Annotated in this window: 14 protein-coding genes; 5 read left to right on the top strand and 9 right to left on the bottom strand. The window is 61.9% G+C overall.

All coding sequences use genetic code 11. From position 1 onward, the window contains the following. Positions 1 to 279: 279 nt before the first annotated feature. From ACN0X9_RS07020 to prfB, 3 genes are all read left to right on the top strand, one after another. On the top strand, positions 280 to 1,467 hold the full coding sequence (locus ACN0X9_RS07020) for an N-acetylmuramoyl-L-alanine amidase (RefSeq protein ID WP_417486941.1): 1,188 nt from the start codon (positions 280 to 282) through the stop codon (positions 1,465 to 1,467). Between the two features lie 96 nt (positions 1,468 to 1,563). Then, on the top strand, positions 1,564 to 4,065 hold the full coding sequence (locus ACN0X9_RS07025; RefSeq protein ID WP_417486901.1) for a penicillin-binding protein 1A: 2,502 nt from the start codon (positions 1,564 to 1,566) through the stop codon (positions 4,063 to 4,065). Positions 4,066 to 4,166: 101 nt separating this feature from the next. Then, a protein-coding gene (prfB, locus tag ACN0X9_RS07030; protein WP_417486902.1) for a peptide chain release factor 2 occupies positions 4,167 to 5,295 on the top strand; the annotation gives its coding sequence in 2 pieces (ribosomal slippage) (positions 4,167 to 4,235 and positions 4,237 to 5,295; 1,128 coding nt in all). Here the strand turns inward: prfB and ACN0X9_RS07035 are convergent. The 7 genes from ACN0X9_RS07035 to ACN0X9_RS07065 form a co-directional block, all read right to left on the bottom strand. Then, positions 5,292 to 5,612, bottom strand: a complete 321-nt coding sequence (locus tag ACN0X9_RS07035) for a winged helix-turn-helix domain-containing protein (RefSeq protein ID WP_417486903.1) — start codon at positions 5,610 to 5,612, stop codon at positions 5,292 to 5,294. The two genes, prfB and ACN0X9_RS07035, sit on opposite strands and share 4 nt — an antisense overlap. Positions 5,613 to 5,621: 9 nt before the next feature. Beyond that, the gene (locus ACN0X9_RS07040; protein WP_417486904.1) at positions 5,622 to 6,239 is read right to left on the bottom strand and encodes a hypothetical protein; all 618 of its coding nucleotides are present in this window, start codon (positions 6,237 to 6,239) and stop codon (positions 5,622 to 5,624) included. A 63-nt stretch (positions 6,240 to 6,302) separates the two neighbouring features. Next, the gene (locus tag ACN0X9_RS07045; RefSeq protein ID WP_417486905.1) at positions 6,303 to 7,520 is read right to left on the bottom strand and encodes an acyltransferase family protein; all 1,218 of its coding nucleotides are present in this window, start codon (positions 7,518 to 7,520) and stop codon (positions 6,303 to 6,305) included. Between the two features lie 217 nt (positions 7,521 to 7,737). After that, positions 7,738 to 8,217 carry a bactofilin family protein gene (locus ACN0X9_RS07050; RefSeq protein ID WP_417486906.1) on the bottom strand — a complete coding sequence of 160 codons (480 nt, stop codon included), beginning with the start codon at positions 8,215 to 8,217 and terminating at the stop codon, positions 7,738 to 7,740. A 58-nt stretch (positions 8,218 to 8,275) separates the two neighbouring features. Further along, on the bottom strand, positions 8,276 to 9,517 hold the full coding sequence (locus ACN0X9_RS07055; protein ID WP_417486907.1) for a M23 family metallopeptidase: 1,242 nt from the start codon (positions 9,515 to 9,517) through the stop codon (positions 8,276 to 8,278). Positions 9,518 to 9,618: 101 nt separating this feature from the next. Continuing rightward, entirely contained in the window at positions 9,619 to 10,434 is an 816-nt protein-coding gene (locus ACN0X9_RS07060) for a ferritin-like domain-containing protein (protein WP_417486908.1), read from the bottom strand. Then, complete coding sequence (locus tag ACN0X9_RS07065) at positions 10,427 to 10,897, bottom strand: peroxiredoxin (protein ID WP_417486909.1); 471 nt, start codon at positions 10,895 to 10,897, stop codon at positions 10,427 to 10,429. The genes ACN0X9_RS07060 and ACN0X9_RS07065 overlap by 8 nt, the downstream gene beginning before the upstream one ends. Positions 10,898 to 11,000: 103 nt before the next feature. Between ACN0X9_RS07065 and ACN0X9_RS07070 the strand changes: the two genes are divergently transcribed. After that, complete coding sequence (locus ACN0X9_RS07070; RefSeq protein ID WP_417486910.1) at positions 11,001 to 14,522, top strand: AsmA-like C-terminal region-containing protein; 3,522 nt, start codon at positions 11,001 to 11,003, stop codon at positions 14,520 to 14,522. On the opposite strand, the gene tyrS is transcribed toward ACN0X9_RS07070, so the two are convergent. Then, on the bottom strand, positions 14,523 to 15,770 hold the full coding sequence (gene tyrS / locus ACN0X9_RS07075; RefSeq protein ID WP_417486911.1) for a tyrosine--tRNA ligase: 1,248 nt from the start codon (positions 15,768 to 15,770) through the stop codon (positions 14,523 to 14,525). Between the two features lie 63 nt (positions 15,771 to 15,833). On the opposite strand from tyrS, the gene ACN0X9_RS07080 reads away from it, so the two are divergent. Next, positions 15,834 to 16,937, top strand: coding sequence for an anhydro-N-acetylmuramic acid kinase (locus ACN0X9_RS07080; protein WP_417486912.1), 1,104 nt, complete (start codon positions 15,834 to 15,836; stop codon positions 16,935 to 16,937). 62 nt (positions 16,938 to 16,999) lie between these two features. Here the strand turns inward: ACN0X9_RS07080 and ACN0X9_RS07085 are convergent, their stop codons facing one another. Beyond that, the gene (locus tag ACN0X9_RS07085) at positions 17,000 to 17,683 is read right to left on the bottom strand and encodes an alpha/beta hydrolase (protein ID WP_417486913.1); all 684 of its coding nucleotides are present in this window, start codon (positions 17,681 to 17,683) and stop codon (positions 17,000 to 17,002) included. Positions 17,684 to 17,804: the final 121 nt, after the last annotated feature.

Here is a 17,804-nt window from a genome sequence, read left to right on the forward strand (position 1 = left end):
ACGATTAGCGTGTTGGCAGATGCATATTGCTTTGCCGCTTCGCGCCTCGCAGACGCACTCGACCGGCAAATCCGATGGTGCGACGCCAAGGCGTTGGCAACATGCAACATTCGAATGCGGAAGAAAAGGCTTTCGCGCCGTGAGCGAAAACAACGGGAACTTTCTGCCGGGCATCAACCAAACGTCAAGTTCCATGCGTTAGCGTTACGCAAAAGCCGTGGACAGAACCGCGGCATGTGCGATGGTGTAGTGATGCGGGTTCAACAGTTATTTTTGGCTATGTCAGCCGGTCTGGCGCTCTGTGGCGCCGGCCTTGCGGATCAGGAGGTCCGGGACGTCCGCTTCGGTGTGGAGGTCGCGACGACCCGCGTGGTCATCGAGATGTCCGAGCCGACAGAGTTCCGCGCCTTCACGCTCGATGGCCTGTCTGATCGCCTGGTTGTCGATCTGCCGCAAGCGAGGTGGTCGGTCGCCAATCTTGTATCGGGTGAGGGTGTTGGTCACGGCCTCGTTGATGCATTCCGGTTCTTTGACAATTCGACGTCGAGTTCCCGCGTGGTGTTCGAGCTGGACCACCCCGCTGTCATCGTCAACCAATTCGCTCTCGACCCGGCATCGCCTGGCGGCAATCACCGCTTGGTGATCGATGTCGAGCGCACGAGCGTCGACAGTTTCCAGACGGCCTCCGGTTTCAACCATACGCGGGCCGAGTCCCTTGATTCGCTGATCGCCGAGCGCGTCGAGGCGGTTTACGTGCCGCCGCAGCGTGATCGCCGGGTGATCGTGATCGATCCGGGCCATGGCGGCCGCGACCCGGGCTCCATCGGCCGCAGTGGAACGCATGAAAGCCAGGTCAATCTGGAAGCCGCGCGTGAATTGCGCCGGCAGCTGGAAGCGACCGGTCGATATGAAGTCCTGATGACCCGTGATCGCGATATTTACCCGTCCTGGGAAGAGCGTGTCGGTGTCATGGAAGAGGCCCGGGCCGACCTGTTCCTGTCGATCCACGCGGACAGTTCGAGCAATGCCGATGTCCGGGGCGCGGCTGTCTATACCTTGAACGACCGGGCCGAGAACCGTGCCCGCGCCCGTGCCCGCGAAGATTCGAGCCATACCCAGCAGGCCGACGTGAACAATATCCTGGTCGAGCTGGAATTGCGCGAGAAGCGGAACCAGTCCTCGGCCTTCGCCGAAGTCCTGCTGGAGCATCTCGACGATGCTGGCCCGCTTCTGGCCAACCCGCACCGTCAGGCCAATCTGTTCGTCCTGCTCGATCCGCGCGTGCCGGCTGTCCTGCTGGAAATGGGTTTCGTGACCAACCGGACCGATGAGAACAATCTCAACTCCGCCTCGGCCCGTCGCCGTCAGATGGAAGCGGTGACGCGGGGCATCGACAGCTATTTCGCCCGTCGTGGTGATGATGGCGAGTTGTTGGACCAGACGGCGATTGCACTTCCGGCTCGCTGACTCCCTTTCAACTCGGTACAAGCGCGGCCATAATGCCGCCGTGTCGTCATGCTCAAACGACACCCTGACCAGCGGGTAGAGCGGCCAGAGGGCAAAATGAAACTCTTCACCTTGCGTAATGTGTTGCGGGCGGCCCTGTGGGGCGGTGTCGCAGCGGCCGTTCTGGCCGTCATCGGCTTTATCACCGTGGCGGTTTACGTCGTGCGTGTGACCGACGACCTGCCCGACTATCAGCAACTGGCCGAGTACGAGCCGCCAATCATGAGCCGGGTTCATGCCGGTGACGGTCTGCTGATCGCCGAATATGCACGCGAACATCGTGTCTTCGTGCCGATCGCCAATATCCCGCAGAATGTCGTCCATGCCTTCATCTCGGCCGAAGACAAGAATTTCTACGAGCATGGCGGGCTGGATTTCCGCGGCATCATTCGCGCGGGCCTGTCCAATATCTCCAATGTATTGCAGGGCCGCCGTCTGGAAGGCGCTTCCACGATCACCCAGCAGGTGGCCAAGAATTTCCTGCTGTCGAGCGAGCAACGCCTCGAGCGCAAGGTGCGCGAAATGGTGTTGTCACGCCGGATCGAGCGCGCTTTCACCAAGGACCAGATCCTCGAGCTTTATCTGAACGAAATTTACCTGGGGAATCGCGCTTATGGCGTTGCTGCAGCGGCGTTGAACTATTTCGGGCGCTCGCTTGACGAGCTCGAACTGCACGAGATCGCCTATCTCGCAGCCTTGCCCAAAGGCCCTGCCAACTATCATCCCGATCGCCATCATCAAGCCGCGCTGGAACGCCGCAACTGGGTGCTCTCGCGCATGGCCGATAATGGTTATGTCACCGAGGAAGCGGCTCGCGAAGCCATGGCGCGCCCGCTCGAGACCGTCGACCGGCTGTCCGGCGCCACTTATACGGCCGCCGAATATTTCGTCGAGAATGTCCGACGCGAGGTCTTCTCTCTCTATGGCGAGGACGAGCTTTATGATGGCGGGCTGTCGATCCGGACCACGCTCGACACCCGCATGCAACTGGCCGCCCGTAGCGCCCTGCGCAACGGCTTGGAAGCCTATGATCGCCGTCATGGATATCGCGGTGCCTTGGAATCCATCGAACTGGGCGAGGGGTGGATGGAACGCCTCGCCGCCGCCGAAATTCCGCGCGATCTCGATGAAGGTTGGCTGCAAGCTGTCGTCCTCGAGACAACGGGCAGCGATGCCCGGATCGGCCTGCTGAGCGGCGAAGAGGGCGTGATCCCGATGGCCGCGCTGGAATGGGCCCGCGAGAATCTGCCCGATGGCGAGATCGGGCCGCCGGTCTCACGTCCCGCCGAAGTCCTGACAGCGGGCGATGTGATCCTGGTGGAGAGCATCGCCGATCAGGAAGGCTTCGTTGAAGGCCAATATGGCCTGCGTCAGGTGCCCGCGATCAATGGTGGCATCATGGCGATGGACCCGCATACCGGCCGTGTGCTGGCGATGATGGGTGGCTATTCCTTCCAGCACAGCCAGTTCAACCGGGCGACCCAGGCCCGTCGTCAGCCCGGTTCGGCGTTCAAGCCTTTCGTCTACGCCTCGGCGCTGGACAATGGCTATACGCCGGCCAGCCTGATTCTGGATGCGCCTTTCATCGCCACCGGCGGCGCGGATGAGCGTTTTTACATGCCGTCCAACTATTCCGAACGCTATTACGGCATGTCGACATTGCGGCTCGGGCTGGAACTCTCGCGAAATGTGATGACGGTCCGGCTCGCCCAGGAAATGGGCATGGCGCCGGTTGTCGAGTATGGCACGCGCTTTGGCATTTATGACGAGTTGGAGCCGGTGCTTGCGATGTCGCTTGGCGCCGGTGAGACGACGCTGTACCGGCTGGTCTCGGCCTATGCCGCGATGGTCAATGGCGGACGGCGTGTCGAACCAACCATCATCGACCGGGTTCAGGACCGCAGCGGGTCGACGATTTTTGCCCACGAAGTCCTGCCTTGCGAAACCTGCGATGCCGAAGCCTGGGACCAGCAGGACGTCCTGGAACCGCTTTTCCCGGAAACCCGTGAAGAGGTGATCGATCCGGTGACCGCCTATCAGGTCGTGCACATGCTGGAAGGCGCTGTCCAGAGCGGTACCGGTACAGCCTTGCGGCCGCTGCCTTGGACCCTGGCCGGCAAGACCGGCACGACCAATGATTTCCGCGATGCCTGGTTCATGGGTTTCGGTCCCGACCTCGTCGTCGGTGTCTATGTCGGCTTTGATACGCCCTACCAGCTCGGGTCCGGCGAAGCCGGCGGCCGGGTTGCGGCGCCGATTGCGCGTGATTTCCTTGAAGTTGCACTGGAAGGCTATCCCGTCGCCCCTTTCCGCGTGCCGCCGGGTGTTCGCCTGGTGCCGATCCACCGGGTGACCGGTGAGCCGGGCGTGCTGGGTCAGTCCGGGGTGATCCTCGAAGCTTTCCGGCCCGGCACGGAGCCATCGCGCCAGACCGATGAGGAAGAAAGCGGGCTTAGCTTTGCACGGTCCTCGGTCAGTGATGACCCGCTCGCTTTTCTGCTGAATGAGCAGGAAGACGAGGAAGAAGAAGAGGACGATGAACTTGGCGGTCTCTACTGAGACATCCGGGGCTCGCCTGTATGGAGCGGCTTGTCTCAGCAGGCCGCTCTGATTATCTCCTTGTGACTGATCTCTTTGCCGAATCGCAGGATTGATTGCCCATGCGCGCAGACATCCAGACCCTGTCCGACGAAATCCAGCAGGCAGTTGGCCTGCTGAGGAGGCGTCTTTGACTGGGATACCGCCCAAAAACGCCTCGACGAGCTGAACGCCAAGTCGGAGGCTCCGGACTTCTGGAACGAGCCGCAGCAGGCCCAGGCCCTGATGCGTGAGCGCAACCGGCTGGAGGCGGCGATAAACACGGTCGTTGAGGCCGAGCAGGACCTCTCCGACAGTATCGAAATCATCGAACTGGCCGAGATGGAAGACGATTCCGACATGGTCGAGGAGGCCGTTGCCGGTCTGTCACGTCTCGCCGAACGCATGCGCCGGGCCCAGCTGGAGACGCTGCTCTCCGGAGAAGCGGACGGCAATGACGCTTTTGTCGAAATCCATTCGGGCGCCGGCGGTACCGAGAGCCAGGATTGGGCGGCCATGCTGGCGCGCATGTATACGCGCTGGGCCAATGCCCACGGCCACAAGGTCGAAGTGATGGAAGAGCAGGCCGGGGAAGAAGCCGGGCTCAAATCGACCACCATCCTGGTCAAGGGCGAAAACGCCTATGGCTGGCTGAAAACCGAGGCCGGCGTGCACCGGTTGGTACGAATATCACCGTTTGATTCCAGCGCCCGTCGTCACACCAGTTTCTCCTCGGTCGGCGTCTATCCGCAGATCGATGACGCGATTGATGTCGATATCGATGTCTCGAAGGTTCGCACTGACACCTATCGGGCCTCGGGGGCTGGCGGCCAGCACATCAACAAGACTGATTCCGCTGTCCGGTTGACCTATGACATGCCCGGAGAGGAAAAGCCGGTCGTCGTCCAGTGCCAGAATGACCGTTCGCAGCACAAGAACCGCTCTCGCGCGTGGGAGATGCTGCGAGCCCGGGTTTACGAGATCGAGCTGCAGCGCCGTGAGGCCGCGGCCCAGGCCGAAGCGGACAGCAAAAGCGAGATCGGGTGGGGCCACCAGATCCGTTCCTACGTCCTTCAGCCCTATCAGATGGTCAAGGACTTGAGGACCAACGTCGAAACCTCCAATACCGGCGGTGTTCTGGACGGTGATCTGGATGATTTCATGGCCGCTGCCCTGGCGGCGCGGGTTGGTGGCGAAGAGGACAAGGACTAGTCCTCATCGCTATCTGCGCGGCCTGCAGCCAGCAGGTCTGACATCGCATTTACGTATCGGGCAAATGCGGCGCGACCGGCTTTCGAGATGCGCACGCGGGTCAGCGGTTTTCGGCCAAGGAAGCTTTTCTCGATCGTCACGTATCCGGCGTCCTCGAGCTTGCGCAGGTGGACTGACAAATTTCCCTGTGTTGCCTCGAGCGCTGCCTTGAGCTCGTTGAAATCGGCGGCTTCAGCTTGGACGAGAAAAGTCATCACGCCCAATCGGAGGCGTCCGTGGATGACTTCGTCAATCTGGCCGATCGGGGGCGTGCTCATCGGCTGGGCTCAGTTTGCCGCACGCGCAAGGCGCAGGAGCACGAAGCCTGGCAATGCCATCAGCAGCAACAAGGCCAGGGCGACGACCAGATTGAACAGGGGCTGACCCATAGTGAGGCCCAGCGCCGCCGCGGCGGTAAACCAGCCCAATGCGACCAACCCGTACCACAGGCGTTTTTGCAGTCTCGCCGCGACAAACCAGGCCCCGCCCTGGATCGCGAATACGACCGGGACGTAGTAGAGCCAGAGCGAGAAGTCGTCCAAGCGGATAGCGTTGAAGCCGAACACAAACACCATGGCGAGGTTCATCAGTCCGGTCGCCTGGAAGGCCGCCTCATAGGCTTTTCGCGTTGTTGTCCCGGTGGGTTGATGCCTGTCATTCCACAAAACGATGATCAGAATGACCAGAAAGCCGCCCGTCCCCCCGATCGCCGCTGCAAGGTGCATCCAGCCGGGAACCGGAAAGAGGCCGCTGGCTCCCGCCCAATGAACAAGGGTCTGAGCGCCATACAAAAGCCCTGCGGCCATCAGCAGCTGACCGAAACCGGGTGACGGCCTCGGATCGCCTTCGGCGAGCGTTCGCAGGAAAGCCAGGTCGGCGCGGGCACTATCCAGATCATCAGACATTGCTGTTCCCTCGGGTTCGGGCTGGCACGCCAGACAAGTGGCGTGCCAGCAGTGTGGCGTGATTCAGGTCGTCGCGTCTGCGGGTAGGGCTGTTGCGGTCTTGCGGGACGGTCCGTGGCGTCGCCCGTTCAACCAGCCACCGACCCAGCTATTGCGCACCAGGAGCTGATAGCTTGCCAGCAAGACCGTGAATGTCACCGCCAGGATCAACGCGAATTTGACCAAGGCCGGCAATTCAAGGTCGGAGACCGCGACCTGGAGTGCCATGACCAGCGGCAGGTGAAGCAGATAGACCCAGTAGGACGCATCGGCGAGGTAACGCCAGACGCGGTTCTCCCTGGCGAAAACATGCAGGGCCGCGCCGGTCAGGCCAAAGCCCCAGGTCCAGACTGCCATGGCATAGGCGATTGCGACGGGGGCACGGTCCATCCCGGCCACGACGGGCATGAAATTCGGCGTCATCCCGACTTCCATGACCAACCAGCTGGTCAGCCCGATGGCGGCCAGAAGGTTGAGATGCCACATGTTTTTCCAGGCTTTCAGGACCAGGTCGCTGCGCCGATGGATGGCCCATCCGGCGGCGAACGCAGTGCCATAGGCGATCAATGCGCCGGTGTTGGGCAGGAAGCCGGTGTCAGGCGTCGGGATGCCAAACCAGCTCATCCACATGGGTGTCATGATGAACCACGCCGCCAGCGGAGCCGCCAGAACAAGAAGACCAAGCGGCGAACGCGCCAGAAGTCCGGTGAGGCGGTCGATCATGCGTCCGACATGATCCTGGCGGTCCACCAGTCCCATGACAGCGGAAATCGGTGTCGCGACGGCATAGAAGATCAACAACAGATACAGGAACCACAAATGGGTCAGCGGGAAGGTCGCCAGGGTGAGAGGCGGCGACTCGCCCTCTGGCATTTCTCCGCCATTGGCCTTGACCGCGCCCCAGATCAGCGCAGCCACAATGGCCGCGAAAACCGGGAGCCAGAAGGTCACCAGCGGGAGTGCGATACGTCGGCCCCGATCAGCGATGAATCCCGGCAGGCCGCGGCGTTGCAGGACAAGGCGCCCGAAATAGCCGGCAATCAGGAAGAACAGGGCCATCCGGAATATATGGGGGACATAGAAGGCAAGGCTGAAGGGCGCCGCGGCCTGGCTGTCCTGGATAATCCAGATGGGGATGCCCGGGATGAAGGACATCGAGGCGTGCAGGATAACGCCAAGGAAGAGCGCGATCGCTCTGACAGCATCAAGCGCGTGGATGCGGGGCGGTGAAAGGTTGGCCATGGAAAGCTCCGAATTGTGATTGGGAGCGGTATATCAAAAACAAGTTTAAAATACAAACTTGTTTTTGAACTCCCTCGGAACAGGGTGAAACAGGCCAGCCAGGATGACCGGGCAGGATCTGGTCCCGAAAAAAAAGGTGGGTGCGGCGTGGTAAGCGGCCAAAGAAAAAGCCGGCACCCATCGGGAACCGGCTTCTTTCACTTACATGTCGCGGAGCCTAGAAGCCCGACTTGGACGCCACTGGCGGCTCGAGCGATCCCAGCGGATCCTGATCCTTGGACGGCGCGGGCGGCTTGCTGTCGGCCTTGGCAGAGGGTTCTGACTTGACGCCATTGTCCTTGGCGGCCGGCTTCGTCGTGCTGGAACTGTCTTTCAGCGGGTCCGATGAATGGCGGCAATGGCCATCGAAGAATGCGCCGCTCTCGACGGAGAGAGCCGCATGGACAATATCGCCCTCGATGCGAGCGGTCGATGCGAGCTGCACCTGGCGGGCGCGAACACTGCCGGTCACCCGGCCGCGGATCACGACGGTTTCAGCTTGAACTTCGCCTGAAACGGTCGCGTCTTCACCAATGATCAGCGAGCCCGCACGCACATCACCATCGACCGTGCCATCCAGCTGGATTTCGCCGTCGGAAACGATGGTGCCGGTCAGAACCAGATCACCGGAGAGAATGGAGGGGGCTTTCGATTTCATGGCAGTCCTTTTCGGGGAGGCGCTGAACGCACCGGTCTCGGGAGACGAAGAGTCTTTGTTACCCTTGTTGAACATATTGGCCAGCTCTCAATAAACGCTCGGGATCGATTGCCGATCCGTTATACCAGACTTCATAGTGCAAGTGTGTGGCGGTACTGCGTCCTGTCGACCCCATGCCCCCGATACGCTGGCCGCGTTCGACAGTATCACCACGTCGCACGTCGATTTCATGGAGATGTGCATAGCGGGTCACAAACCCATAGCCATGGTCGACCTCCACAGTCCGACCATAACCGCCCCGCCAGCCGGCGTAAATGACACGGCCCGGTCCGGTTGCCTCGATCGGTGCTCGCCGATAGGCAGCGAAATCCATCCCGCGATGGGAGGTCGGTCGGCCGTTGAACGGATCGATCCGAACGCCGAAATCACTGGTGTGCCGATAGGTGTCGCCAACAGGCTCACCGAGAGGCCCGGCTTCGACAAAATCTTCCAGCTCTTCGACTTCCAACAGGCGCGACGCGATCCGCGCAATGCGGCTTGAAAACGCCTGGTCCAGATTGACGGATGAGGACGCGAAGGCGCCGGATTCGGAAATCGGGATGAACGGGCCGCCGGTCTCGGTCGTGTCGCGATTGTCGGCGATGACGGTTTCAAGGTCGAGACCGGTCAGGCGCAAGACGGCGCGCAGGTTCTGCAAGCGGGCTTCGGTGGCATCTTCAGCCTGGGCGAGAACACTGTCCTGTTCGCCCATCAGATAGGTGATCTGGTCTTCGGCTTCGCCTGACGCTGTTGCGGCGATCGCGATCAGCGGATCACGGGATTCCCGCGGCGTGGGGTCAGCCGGCGTCGCCGCCATCAGGATGCGCCCGTCAGCGAGTGCGGGAGAGGGCTCCATCTCCTGACCCGTCAGCTGCTCCGCGAATTCGACCAGCTGACGCAAGGTCTCGTGGCGCATCTGGAATTCGTAGGCCGTGCGATCAAACTCTTCCATCCGCGATTCCATCAGCGAAATGGCAGTCGCTTCCGTGGCCCGCGCTTCAGCGACCAGGCGATGGGATTCGACCCGTTCGAGCTCTATCTCGTGTTCCTTGGCGGCCATGGCCTGGCCATGGAAGGCCACCGAAACGGTCGAGTAACACAACCAGCCAGCCAGCACGGTCGCACCGAGCAGGGCCGAAATCTGTACCGTAGTGGAAATCGCAAAATAGCGGACCTGACCATCGGAACGATGGTAGATCTGCCGGTCTGGAAACCAGCGTTGAGCCGTTCCCCAAACAGCTTCTTTCACTCGTGTGAACATGCAGTACGCCGCTTTGTTCCGTTTGCCCCGGGCCCCAAGGCGTGCATGTGACACAAAATCAGCCCGAATATCAACAAGTCCGTTGCAAGAGATGCGCCGGACTAGGTGAGGGATTGGTAAAATTCCGGGAAAAGCTCGGCTGACGCACGCGCCTCGTCATTGAATGGCGGTTTCAAAGCGCCACCATAATGCTTGTGTACAAGGGATTTGAACCAATTCGCCGGATCTTTCCCCGCGCGAGCGGCCAGATGTCTGAACCAACGAACGCCTGCTGCGACATGTGCGATTTCTTCAGTGTAGATGACACGCAGGCAGTCGGCGCTATCGGTATCACCGACCGAGACAAGCCGGTCGATCATTCCGGGTGTCACGTCGAGGCCGCGGGCCTCGAGGACCATGGGCGCAATGGCGATGCGCGCGGCGAGTGATTCCCGGGTCGCGGTAGCGGCATCCCAGAGGCCGTCATGTGCCGGCATGTCGCCATAGGCGCCGCCCAACTTCGCCAATCGATCGGAAATGAGCCTGAAGTGTCGGGCTTCGTCATCGCCGACAGAAATCCAGTCGCTGACAAAGTCATGACGGCGTTCATCGGCAATTGCCTTGTCGGCGGCAAAACGGGCCACAAGGTCAAAAGCGAGGTCGACCGCGTTCAACTCGATATGGGCAACCGCATGCAGCAGGGCAATCCGGCCAGCGGGTCCGTTCAGGCGCCGCCTCGGAACATCGCCCGGCGCTACCAATTCAGGCCGGGTCGGTCGGGCCGGCCGATCCGCGACTGGCTTGGCGGTCTCCGGGATTGTGCATGCCCCGCCGCGCCAGAGCGCGGCGACCGCGTGGGCCTGTTTGGCCTTTTCATGCGGGTCGGCGGTTTCGAGCACCGCCCGGGCGAGCGCCGTTATGTCTGTGGTGTCAGCCAAGTGCGCGGACCGCTTCGAGTACTTCTTCGACATGCCCCTTGACCTTGACCTTGTGCCAGATGCGCACGAGGCGCCCCTCGCGATCAATCAGGAAGGTCGAGCGATCAATGCCCATGTACTCGCGTCCATACAGCTTCTTGAGGACCCAGGAGCCATAAGCCTCGATCACTTCGGCTTCGGGATCCGAAACCAAACTCACCTCAAGCCCATGTTTGGCCTTGAAATTGTCGTGTCTTTTGACGCTATCCTTCGACAGGCCGATGATGACAGCGCCAGCGTCGCGGAAAGCTGCGCTGGCGGCAGTGAAATCGAGCGCCTGCGTGGTACAGCCGGGAGTGTCGTCCTTCGGATAGAGATACAGGACGACGATCTGGCCACGCAGGTCCGCGAGGTCGATCGTGCCGCCGCCGTCGGCGGGCAATTTGAATGTCGGAGCAAGGTCGCCGGTTTTGAGTTCACTCATGTCATTTCCCCGTCTGGTTTCGCCTGCAAGGCCGTCAATGGCGAGTAATGTGCGGTTCCAGGTCGCTGCGTCCAGTGCGCCGACTGCGGGAAGGCAGGTCTGAATGCTGCGCAAGTCCGCCAAATGGACCCTGATCTATCTGCTGGAGGCCGTCGCGGCCCTGTTGGCGCTGACGATTTTCGCGATCGGCTTTGTGCTTTGGAGGTTGTCGTCAGGACCGGTGGAGCTGGAATTCCTGCGTGAGGATGCGCAGGCTATGCTGGCCACCGCCTTTGAGGGTGAAGTGGTTGCGCTCGGCTCGCTGCAGGCGCGCTTTGAACCGTCAACCCGTGCGATTGTGCTGGTCGCGACCGATGTCACGGTCGCCGAGGCCTCCGGCGAGGTTGTGACCCGGGCACCGCGAATCGAAGCGGGTCTCGCTGCCGATGCCCTGATCTTCGGGCGGATCGAACCGGTTGAATTGACCATTGATGGTGGCTCGGTGTCGATTGTGCGGCGCGCTGACGGGGCTGTGGGCGCCGGCCTGGGTGGTGTCGACCGGATATCTTCGACCGCCCGACTGCCCGAGCGGGGCGGCGATGACAGTGTATCCCTGTTCGAGATCCTGGCGTCGTCCGATGCTCCGGCTCAACTGGATCGCCTCCGGCATGTCCGGATTTCCAATGCGGCAGTGCGGGTCGTCGACGATGTGGCGGGCCTGGCCTGGTTCATTGATTCCGCAGGCGTGTCGCTGGACCGGGATGACGCGCGAATCCTGGCCGAAGTGGAGGGGCGACTGGCCACCCCATCCGGCTTTGCGCCGGTTGATCTGAGGCTTCGGGCCGGCACAGGGCTGGAGAGTTTGTTGCTCGAAATGAGCTTCAGCGATCTGTCGCCGGCGGGCATTCTGCCAGATACCGGCCCGGCCTCTGCCTTGAGGGCGCTCGACGCCCCGATCGCGCTCGATTTCGTGGTCGATGCGACCCGCGAGAACGGTATTCGCACGGCGTCACTACAGCTCGATATCGGGGCCGGCCAGATTCTGGTCGATGGCGAGACGCACGCATTCGAAGGGGCCAATCTCTATGCCAGTTTTGACCCGGTCGAGCGGGTCATGACCTTGCATGGCGGGCAGGCGAGGTCCGAGCTGTTCGCTGCATCGATCGAGGGTCGATTGACCGAAATCGGCAATTATGACGGGGCCCTGCCTAGAAGGGCGCGTTTCGAGTTGGCGCTTGGCCCGGGATTCGTCGATGTGGGGCCGGTTTTCGAGCGCGCGCCCGAATGGGGCCTGCTGGCGGCGTCGGGAGAAATCCGGCTGGACGAGCTGGCCCTGACCCTGGATCGACTGGATGTCGAGATCGACACCATCCGGGCCGAGCTGACCGGCGGGATTCAACTGGAACAGCGACCTGACGGTAGTTGGTTGCCCAATTTGCAGTTGGAGGGCCCGATTGCCGGCGACATCCAGCCCGAAACCGTTCTGGCCTACTGGCCGGTGGAGCTTGCCGATGGCGGCCGCGAGTGGGTCAGCGAGGGCATTCTGGGTGGGCGTTTCTACAATGCCCGGTTTTTCCTGGACCTGCCCGGAGCCGCGATTGAGGCCGGTGTGCTCGACAATGATCGCATGCAGTTGGGCTTCGATTTTGAAGACGCGCATGTGCGCTATATTTCGACCATGACCCCGGTGACGGCGGGCCGAGGCTCGGCGGTCCTGCATGGCAATTCATTCGAAGTAACGCTGGAGCACGGCTGGGTTGGAGACATCGAGCTCGTCGACGCTTTTGTCGATTTGCCCCGTCTGAACCCGAAAGGGGCGATGGCCCGGTATGGCGGATTGGCGCGCGGGTCGGCGTCTGACCTGTTGGCGCTGATCGATGAGGATCCACTCTTTCTGGTTTCGGATTATGGGCTGGACCCTGCCCTGGTGGGTGGCCAGGGCGAAATGCGGTTTGAAATCCATCGCGCCATGCTCACCGACGTCGAACCGGAGGACATTCCTTTCTTCATCACCGGGCGCTTCCATGAGGCCTCGCTCGACATTCCGGGTACCGACTATGCGTTGAGTGAGGGCGAGGTCGAGCTGGAGGCGAGCCAGGCAGGGCTTCAAGCTATCGGTACCGCGCAATTGTTCGACGCTCCCGTGCGGATCGACTGGCGCGAGAGCTTCGGCTTGCCGGACGATGAGCCGTCGACCCGTATCGGCCTGGAAACGGTGATCAACGCGCGGACCCTCGACCGCTTCAACATGCCGGTACGACGTTTTCTCGATGGGTCCATCCGTATCGCAGCTGAAGCGGTGTCCGATGGTCTCGACTTCCGCTCGGTCCAGATTGAAGCCGACCTACGAGACGCGCTTGTGGAAATTCCCGGGGATGTCTGGGCGAAAGAGGTTGGCGAACCGGGCATGGCGGCACTCAACCTGGCTGAGCGGGAAGGCGGCGGGTTCGACCTGGACTCGATCAGTCTCGAAGCCAGCGGAGTCGGTCTGCAGGCCACGGCCGGTCTGAGCGCTGCTGGAGCTCTCGAAGATATCGCTATCGAACGGCTGTTCGTGGACGGCTTGCTGGACCTGGCGGGAGAGATATCGCCATCGGTCGTACCCGGTGATCCACTTCGGGTTCGGCTGACCGGGCAATATGCGGATGTCAGCGCTTTCATACCGCAGCTCACGACGATCGGTGGAGAAGGCGGGATCACGCTGCCCCTGTCATTGCGAGCCGATATCGGTCGCCTGATCCTGTCCGAACAGAGCGTTCTCGATCATTTCAACCTGATCTGGCACAGCGAAGCTGCCGGCATTCGTGCGGTTTCGGTTTCGGGGAATGCCACCGACGGACCTTTTCAGGCATCGTTTGGCGCCAGTGAGGCCGGCGAACAGCGGGACTTCCACATCGAAGCGCAGTCGTTGCAACGCATCTCGGCCCTGTTGGGAATTGAAGGGTATGCGTTGGGCGGTCAGGTCTCCGTGCTTGGCAGCGCGCCGCCGCTCGGGACTGACGGCCCGCTCACCGCGCGTGTCGAAGTCCGGGATCTCACCCTGGTCCGGGTTCCGGTGCTGGCCAGGATCCTGGCCGCCGGCTCCTTCCAGGGGCTTGGCGCGTTGCTGAATGGCGAAGGGATCAGCTTTGACGCCGTCGATGCGGACATAGCCTATGAAGACGGGTTGTTGACCATTGGTGACGGCCGGGCCCAGGGCAGTGCATTGGGCGTGACGGCTGCGGGCACCGTCGATTTCGCTGGCAGTCAGGCCGCTATCGACGGGAATCTGGCACCGTCCTACGTGATCAACTCGATGTTGGGCGGTCTGCCGGTGATCGGCGAGGTTCTTGTTTCCCGCCCGGGTGAGGGCGTGATCGGCATCACCTATTCGGTTGAAGGCCCCTTCGACAGCCTGACGGTCTTCGCCAATCCGCTTTCTGCGCTGGCCCCGGGCGTGTTCCGACGGATGTTTGAAGGCACCGCTGCCGAGCGTGCGGCCCGGGAGCGGGCCACCGAGGAGTCGGATGCCACGGCCGGGACCGCGGTGCCCGCGGAGGGCGGGCCCGAGATTCCTGCGGACGAACCGTCTGGTCCCGGGCTCTCAGATGGTGATCAGGCCGATCCGGAGCCGGGCCATGCAGACGAAGCCCCTGATGACAATTGATCAGACGGGTTTGGCCAGGGCGTGCCGCTTCTTGCCGATCGACAGCTTGATTGTACCGTCAACGACGTGCTGCGCGCTCGCCTTCTCGAAAGGGTCAGTCAGGACCTGATCATTCACCTTGGCCGCACCCGCCTTGATGTGTCGGCGCATCTCGCCATTCGATGCGGCCAGCTCTGCGGCGACAAACAGGCTCATCAACGTGACCTCTCCTGTGTTGAGTTGTTCGAACTCGATGGTCGGGAGTGCCGCCCCACTGCCGCCCTGGGCGAAGGTCTGCCGTGCCGTGGCTTCGGCCGCGCTGGCTGCATCGGCGCCGTGAAGCAGGGTTGTTGCTTCATTGGCGAGGCGAATCTTGGCGTCGTTGATTTCCGCGCCTTCCAGGGCTTCCAGGCGAGAGATCTCATCGAGCGGGAGGTCCGTGAACAGGCGCAGGAACCGGCCGACATCCGCGTCTTCGGTGTTGCGCCAGAACTGCCAGTATTCGTAAGAGCTGCGCATGTCGGCATTGAGCCAGACTGCGCCATCGGCGGTCTTGCCCATTTTTGCACCTGATGACGTGGTGATCAGCGGCGTGGTGAAACCGTAGACTTCCTTCTGGTCGACGCGGCGACACAGCTCGACACCATTGATGATATTGCCCCACTGATCGCCACCGCCCAGCTGCAGGGTGCAGCCATAGCGCCGATTGAGCTCAAGGAAGTCGACCGCCTGCAGGAGCATGTAGTTGAACTCAAGGAAGGTCAGCGGCTGTTCGCGATCCAGGCGCAGCTTGACCGAGTCGAACGTCATCATCCGGTTGATCGTGAAATGCGGGCCGAATTTACGCAGGAATTCGATATAGCCGAATTCCGACAGCCACTCGTCATTGTTGACGAGGACGGCGTCAGTTGGTCCGTCGCCGATCTGAACCAGCGGCCGGAAGGCTTGCAGGATGCCGTTGATGTTGGCGTCGATCGCGTCGTCCGTGAGCATCGAGCGCGACTTGTCCTTGCCCGACGGGTCACCGATCTTGGTGGTGCCGCCGCCCATCAGGATGATCGGCTTGTGACCGGCCTGCTGGATCCGCCGCAGCATCATGATCTGTACGAGTGAGCCGACATGCAGGCTGGTCGCCGTCGCGTCAAAGCCGATATAGCCCGTCACCACGCCATCCATGGCGGCCTTGTCGAGGCCTTCAATATCGGTGGCCTGGTTGAGGTAGCCGCGTTCAACGAGATCGCGGACCAGCTGGGACTTGTAATCGCTCATGAAGATGTCTCCTGATAGGACGCTTCTAGGTCGACTGGCGCGCCGGGAAAAGAGGGGGCCTGCATGAAGCGGATCATAGGTTTGATGAGCGGCACTTCGCTCGATGGCATTGATGCAGCCTTGCTTGAGACGGATGGGGACGAAGTTCGTCGCTTTGGTCCTGGCGAAACGCAGCCCTATTCAGAGGATGATCGGGCCGTATTGCAGGATGCGGTGGATCGGTCGCTGACCTGGGGATTTGCGGGGGACAGGCCTGATTTCTCCGCTGCCGAGCGGGTGTTGACCTTGCGCCATGGCCTCGCAGTCCAGCGTGTTCTGGACGCGGCCGGCTTGGCTGCATCCGATATCGACCTGGTCGGCTTTCACGGCCAGACCGTGCTTCACAGGGCGCCAACCGATGGCCGCAACGGCCAGACCTTGCAGATCGGCGATGGGCAGGCGCTCGCCACTGCGACCGGCATTCCGGTTGTCCATGACTTTCGGTCCGCAGATATGGAAAGGGGCGGGCAGGGCGCGCCGCTGGCCACACTTTATCATGACGCATTGGCGCGCCAGTCTGGCCTCGACCGTCCGCTGGCCGTGCTTAATCTGGGCGGCGTCGCCAATGTCACCTGGCTGGCGCCCGATCCGGATCCCGTCGCCTTCGACACCGGACCGGCCAATGGCTTGATCGACGCCTGGTGCCATCGCATGATCGGACAGGCCTATGATCATGGTGGCGAGCTGGCGGCGCGTGGCAGGATCGATCAGGCCGCGCTCGATGTTTTGATGACGCATCCCTTCTTCGCGCTGAAACCACCGAAATCGCTCGACCGCTGGGATTTTACACTCGACCCGGTGCTTGACCTTGCCGCCGAAGACGGCGCCGCGACCCTCACAGCGTTCACGGCGCGCACTGTTGCCGACGCGATTGCGGCGCTGGGCCGTCCCGAACGTGTTCTGGTCACCGGTGGTGGCCGTCACAATCCGGTCTTGATGGCGGCGCTCGGTGAGGCGATCGGCCTCGAGCCGGAGCCGGTGGAAGCTGTGGGCTGGCGTGGAGACCTGTTGGAAGCCGAGGCATTTGCGTGGCTGGCCGCCCGAGTTGTGGCCGGTCTGCCGACAAGTCTGCCCTCAACGACTGGCGCCAGTGAGCCGGTCTGCGGCGGCCGGCGCGCCGACCCCTAGGGATCATTGAAAAAGCCCCGACCGATCGGTCGGGGCTTCGTTCAATCAAAGCACTGTCACGCTCAGCGCTTGCCGGTGATGGTGCGCTCGGAGCGCTCTTTCTCGACCAGGGGCAAACGGGACTCCAGATAAGTCTCGATATGGTTTTCCAGCACATCGAGATGTTCGGAGAACAGGTGGTTGGCATCCGGGACGACCTCGGTCGTGATCTCGATGCCTTTCTGGACGCGAACCTTCGACATCACCCGCTCAACATCATCCGGTGGCACGATCTTGTCGGCAGACCCGTGCACGATGATGCCCGATGCCGGGCAGGGTGCCAGGAAGGTGAAGTCGTACATGTTGGTCGGCGGGGCGACGGAAATGAAACCGGCGATCTCGGGGCGGCGCATCAGAAGCTGCATGCCGACCCAGGCGCCGAAGGAGTGACCGGCGACCCAGCAAAAGCGGGCGCCTTGGTTATAGCCCTGAACCCAGTCCAGAACCGTCGCCGCGTCAGAGAGCTCGCCAAGGCCCTGATCATAGCTGCCCTGGGAGCGCCCAACGCCGCGGAAATTGAACCGCAGAGTGGCAAATCCGCGCTTGCGGAATACGTCGTACATCATGTCGACGGACGGGTTTTCCATATGGCCGCCGCCGAGCGGATGCGCGTGCAGGATCAGGGCGATCGGTGCGGTTGGGTCTTCGCTCGGGCTGTAGCGCCCTTCAAGCCGGCCAGCCGGGCCGGGGATGATCACGTCAGGCATTCAATCTCGCCTTTTTGGGTCGTTGCGTCTGGGTCCCGAGAATATGCGGCATTTCGTCCGTTGCATGTGCACAGATGTGCGCCCATATTCTTGACTAATTCACTCGGATATTGGACGTGCG

The sequence above is a fragment of the Maricaulis sp. genome, from assembly GCF_048268525.1.
Lineage (GTDB): Bacteria > Pseudomonadota > Alphaproteobacteria > Caulobacterales > Maricaulaceae > Maricaulis.

Coding starts and splice junctions, on each gene's coding strand:
- ACN0X9_RS07040 (WP_417486904.1), bottom strand. CDS start 6,239: ATGTCTGATGATCTGGATAGTGCCCGCGCCGACCTGGCTTTCCTGCGA.
- ACN0X9_RS07070 (WP_417486910.1), top strand. CDS start 11,001: ATGCTGCGCAAGTCCGCCAAATGGACCCTGATCTATCTGCTGGAGGCC.
- ACN0X9_RS07020 (WP_417486941.1), top strand. CDS start 280: ATGTCAGCCGGTCTGGCGCTCTGTGGCGCCGGCCTTGCGGATCAGGAG.
- ACN0X9_RS07025 (WP_417486901.1), top strand. CDS start 1,564: ATGAAACTCTTCACCTTGCGTAATGTGTTGCGGGCGGCCCTGTGGGGC.
- ACN0X9_RS07050 (WP_417486906.1), bottom strand. CDS start 8,217: ATGAAATCGAAAGCCCCCTCCATTCTCTCCGGTGATCTGGTTCTGACC.
- ACN0X9_RS07035 (WP_417486903.1), bottom strand. CDS start 5,612: ATGAGCACGCCCCCGATCGGCCAGATTGACGAAGTCATCCACGGACGC.
- tyrS (WP_417486911.1), bottom strand. CDS start 15,770: ATGAGCGATTACAAGTCCCAGCTGGTCCGCGATCTCGTTGAACGCGGC.
- ACN0X9_RS07045 (WP_417486905.1), bottom strand. CDS start 7,520: ATGGCCAACCTTTCACCGCCCCGCATCCACGCGCTTGATGCTGTCAGA.
- ACN0X9_RS07055 (WP_417486907.1), bottom strand. CDS start 9,517: ATGTTCACACGAGTGAAAGAAGCTGTTTGGGGAACGGCTCAACGCTGG.
- ACN0X9_RS07085 (WP_417486913.1), bottom strand. CDS start 17,683: ATGCCTGACGTGATCATCCCCGGCCCGGCTGGCCGGCTTGAAGGGCGC.
- ACN0X9_RS07080 (WP_417486912.1), top strand. CDS start 15,834: ATGAAGCGGATCATAGGTTTGATGAGCGGCACTTCGCTCGATGGCATT.
- ACN0X9_RS07065 (WP_417486909.1), bottom strand. CDS start 10,897: ATGAGTGAACTCAAAACCGGCGACCTTGCTCCGACATTCAAATTGCCC.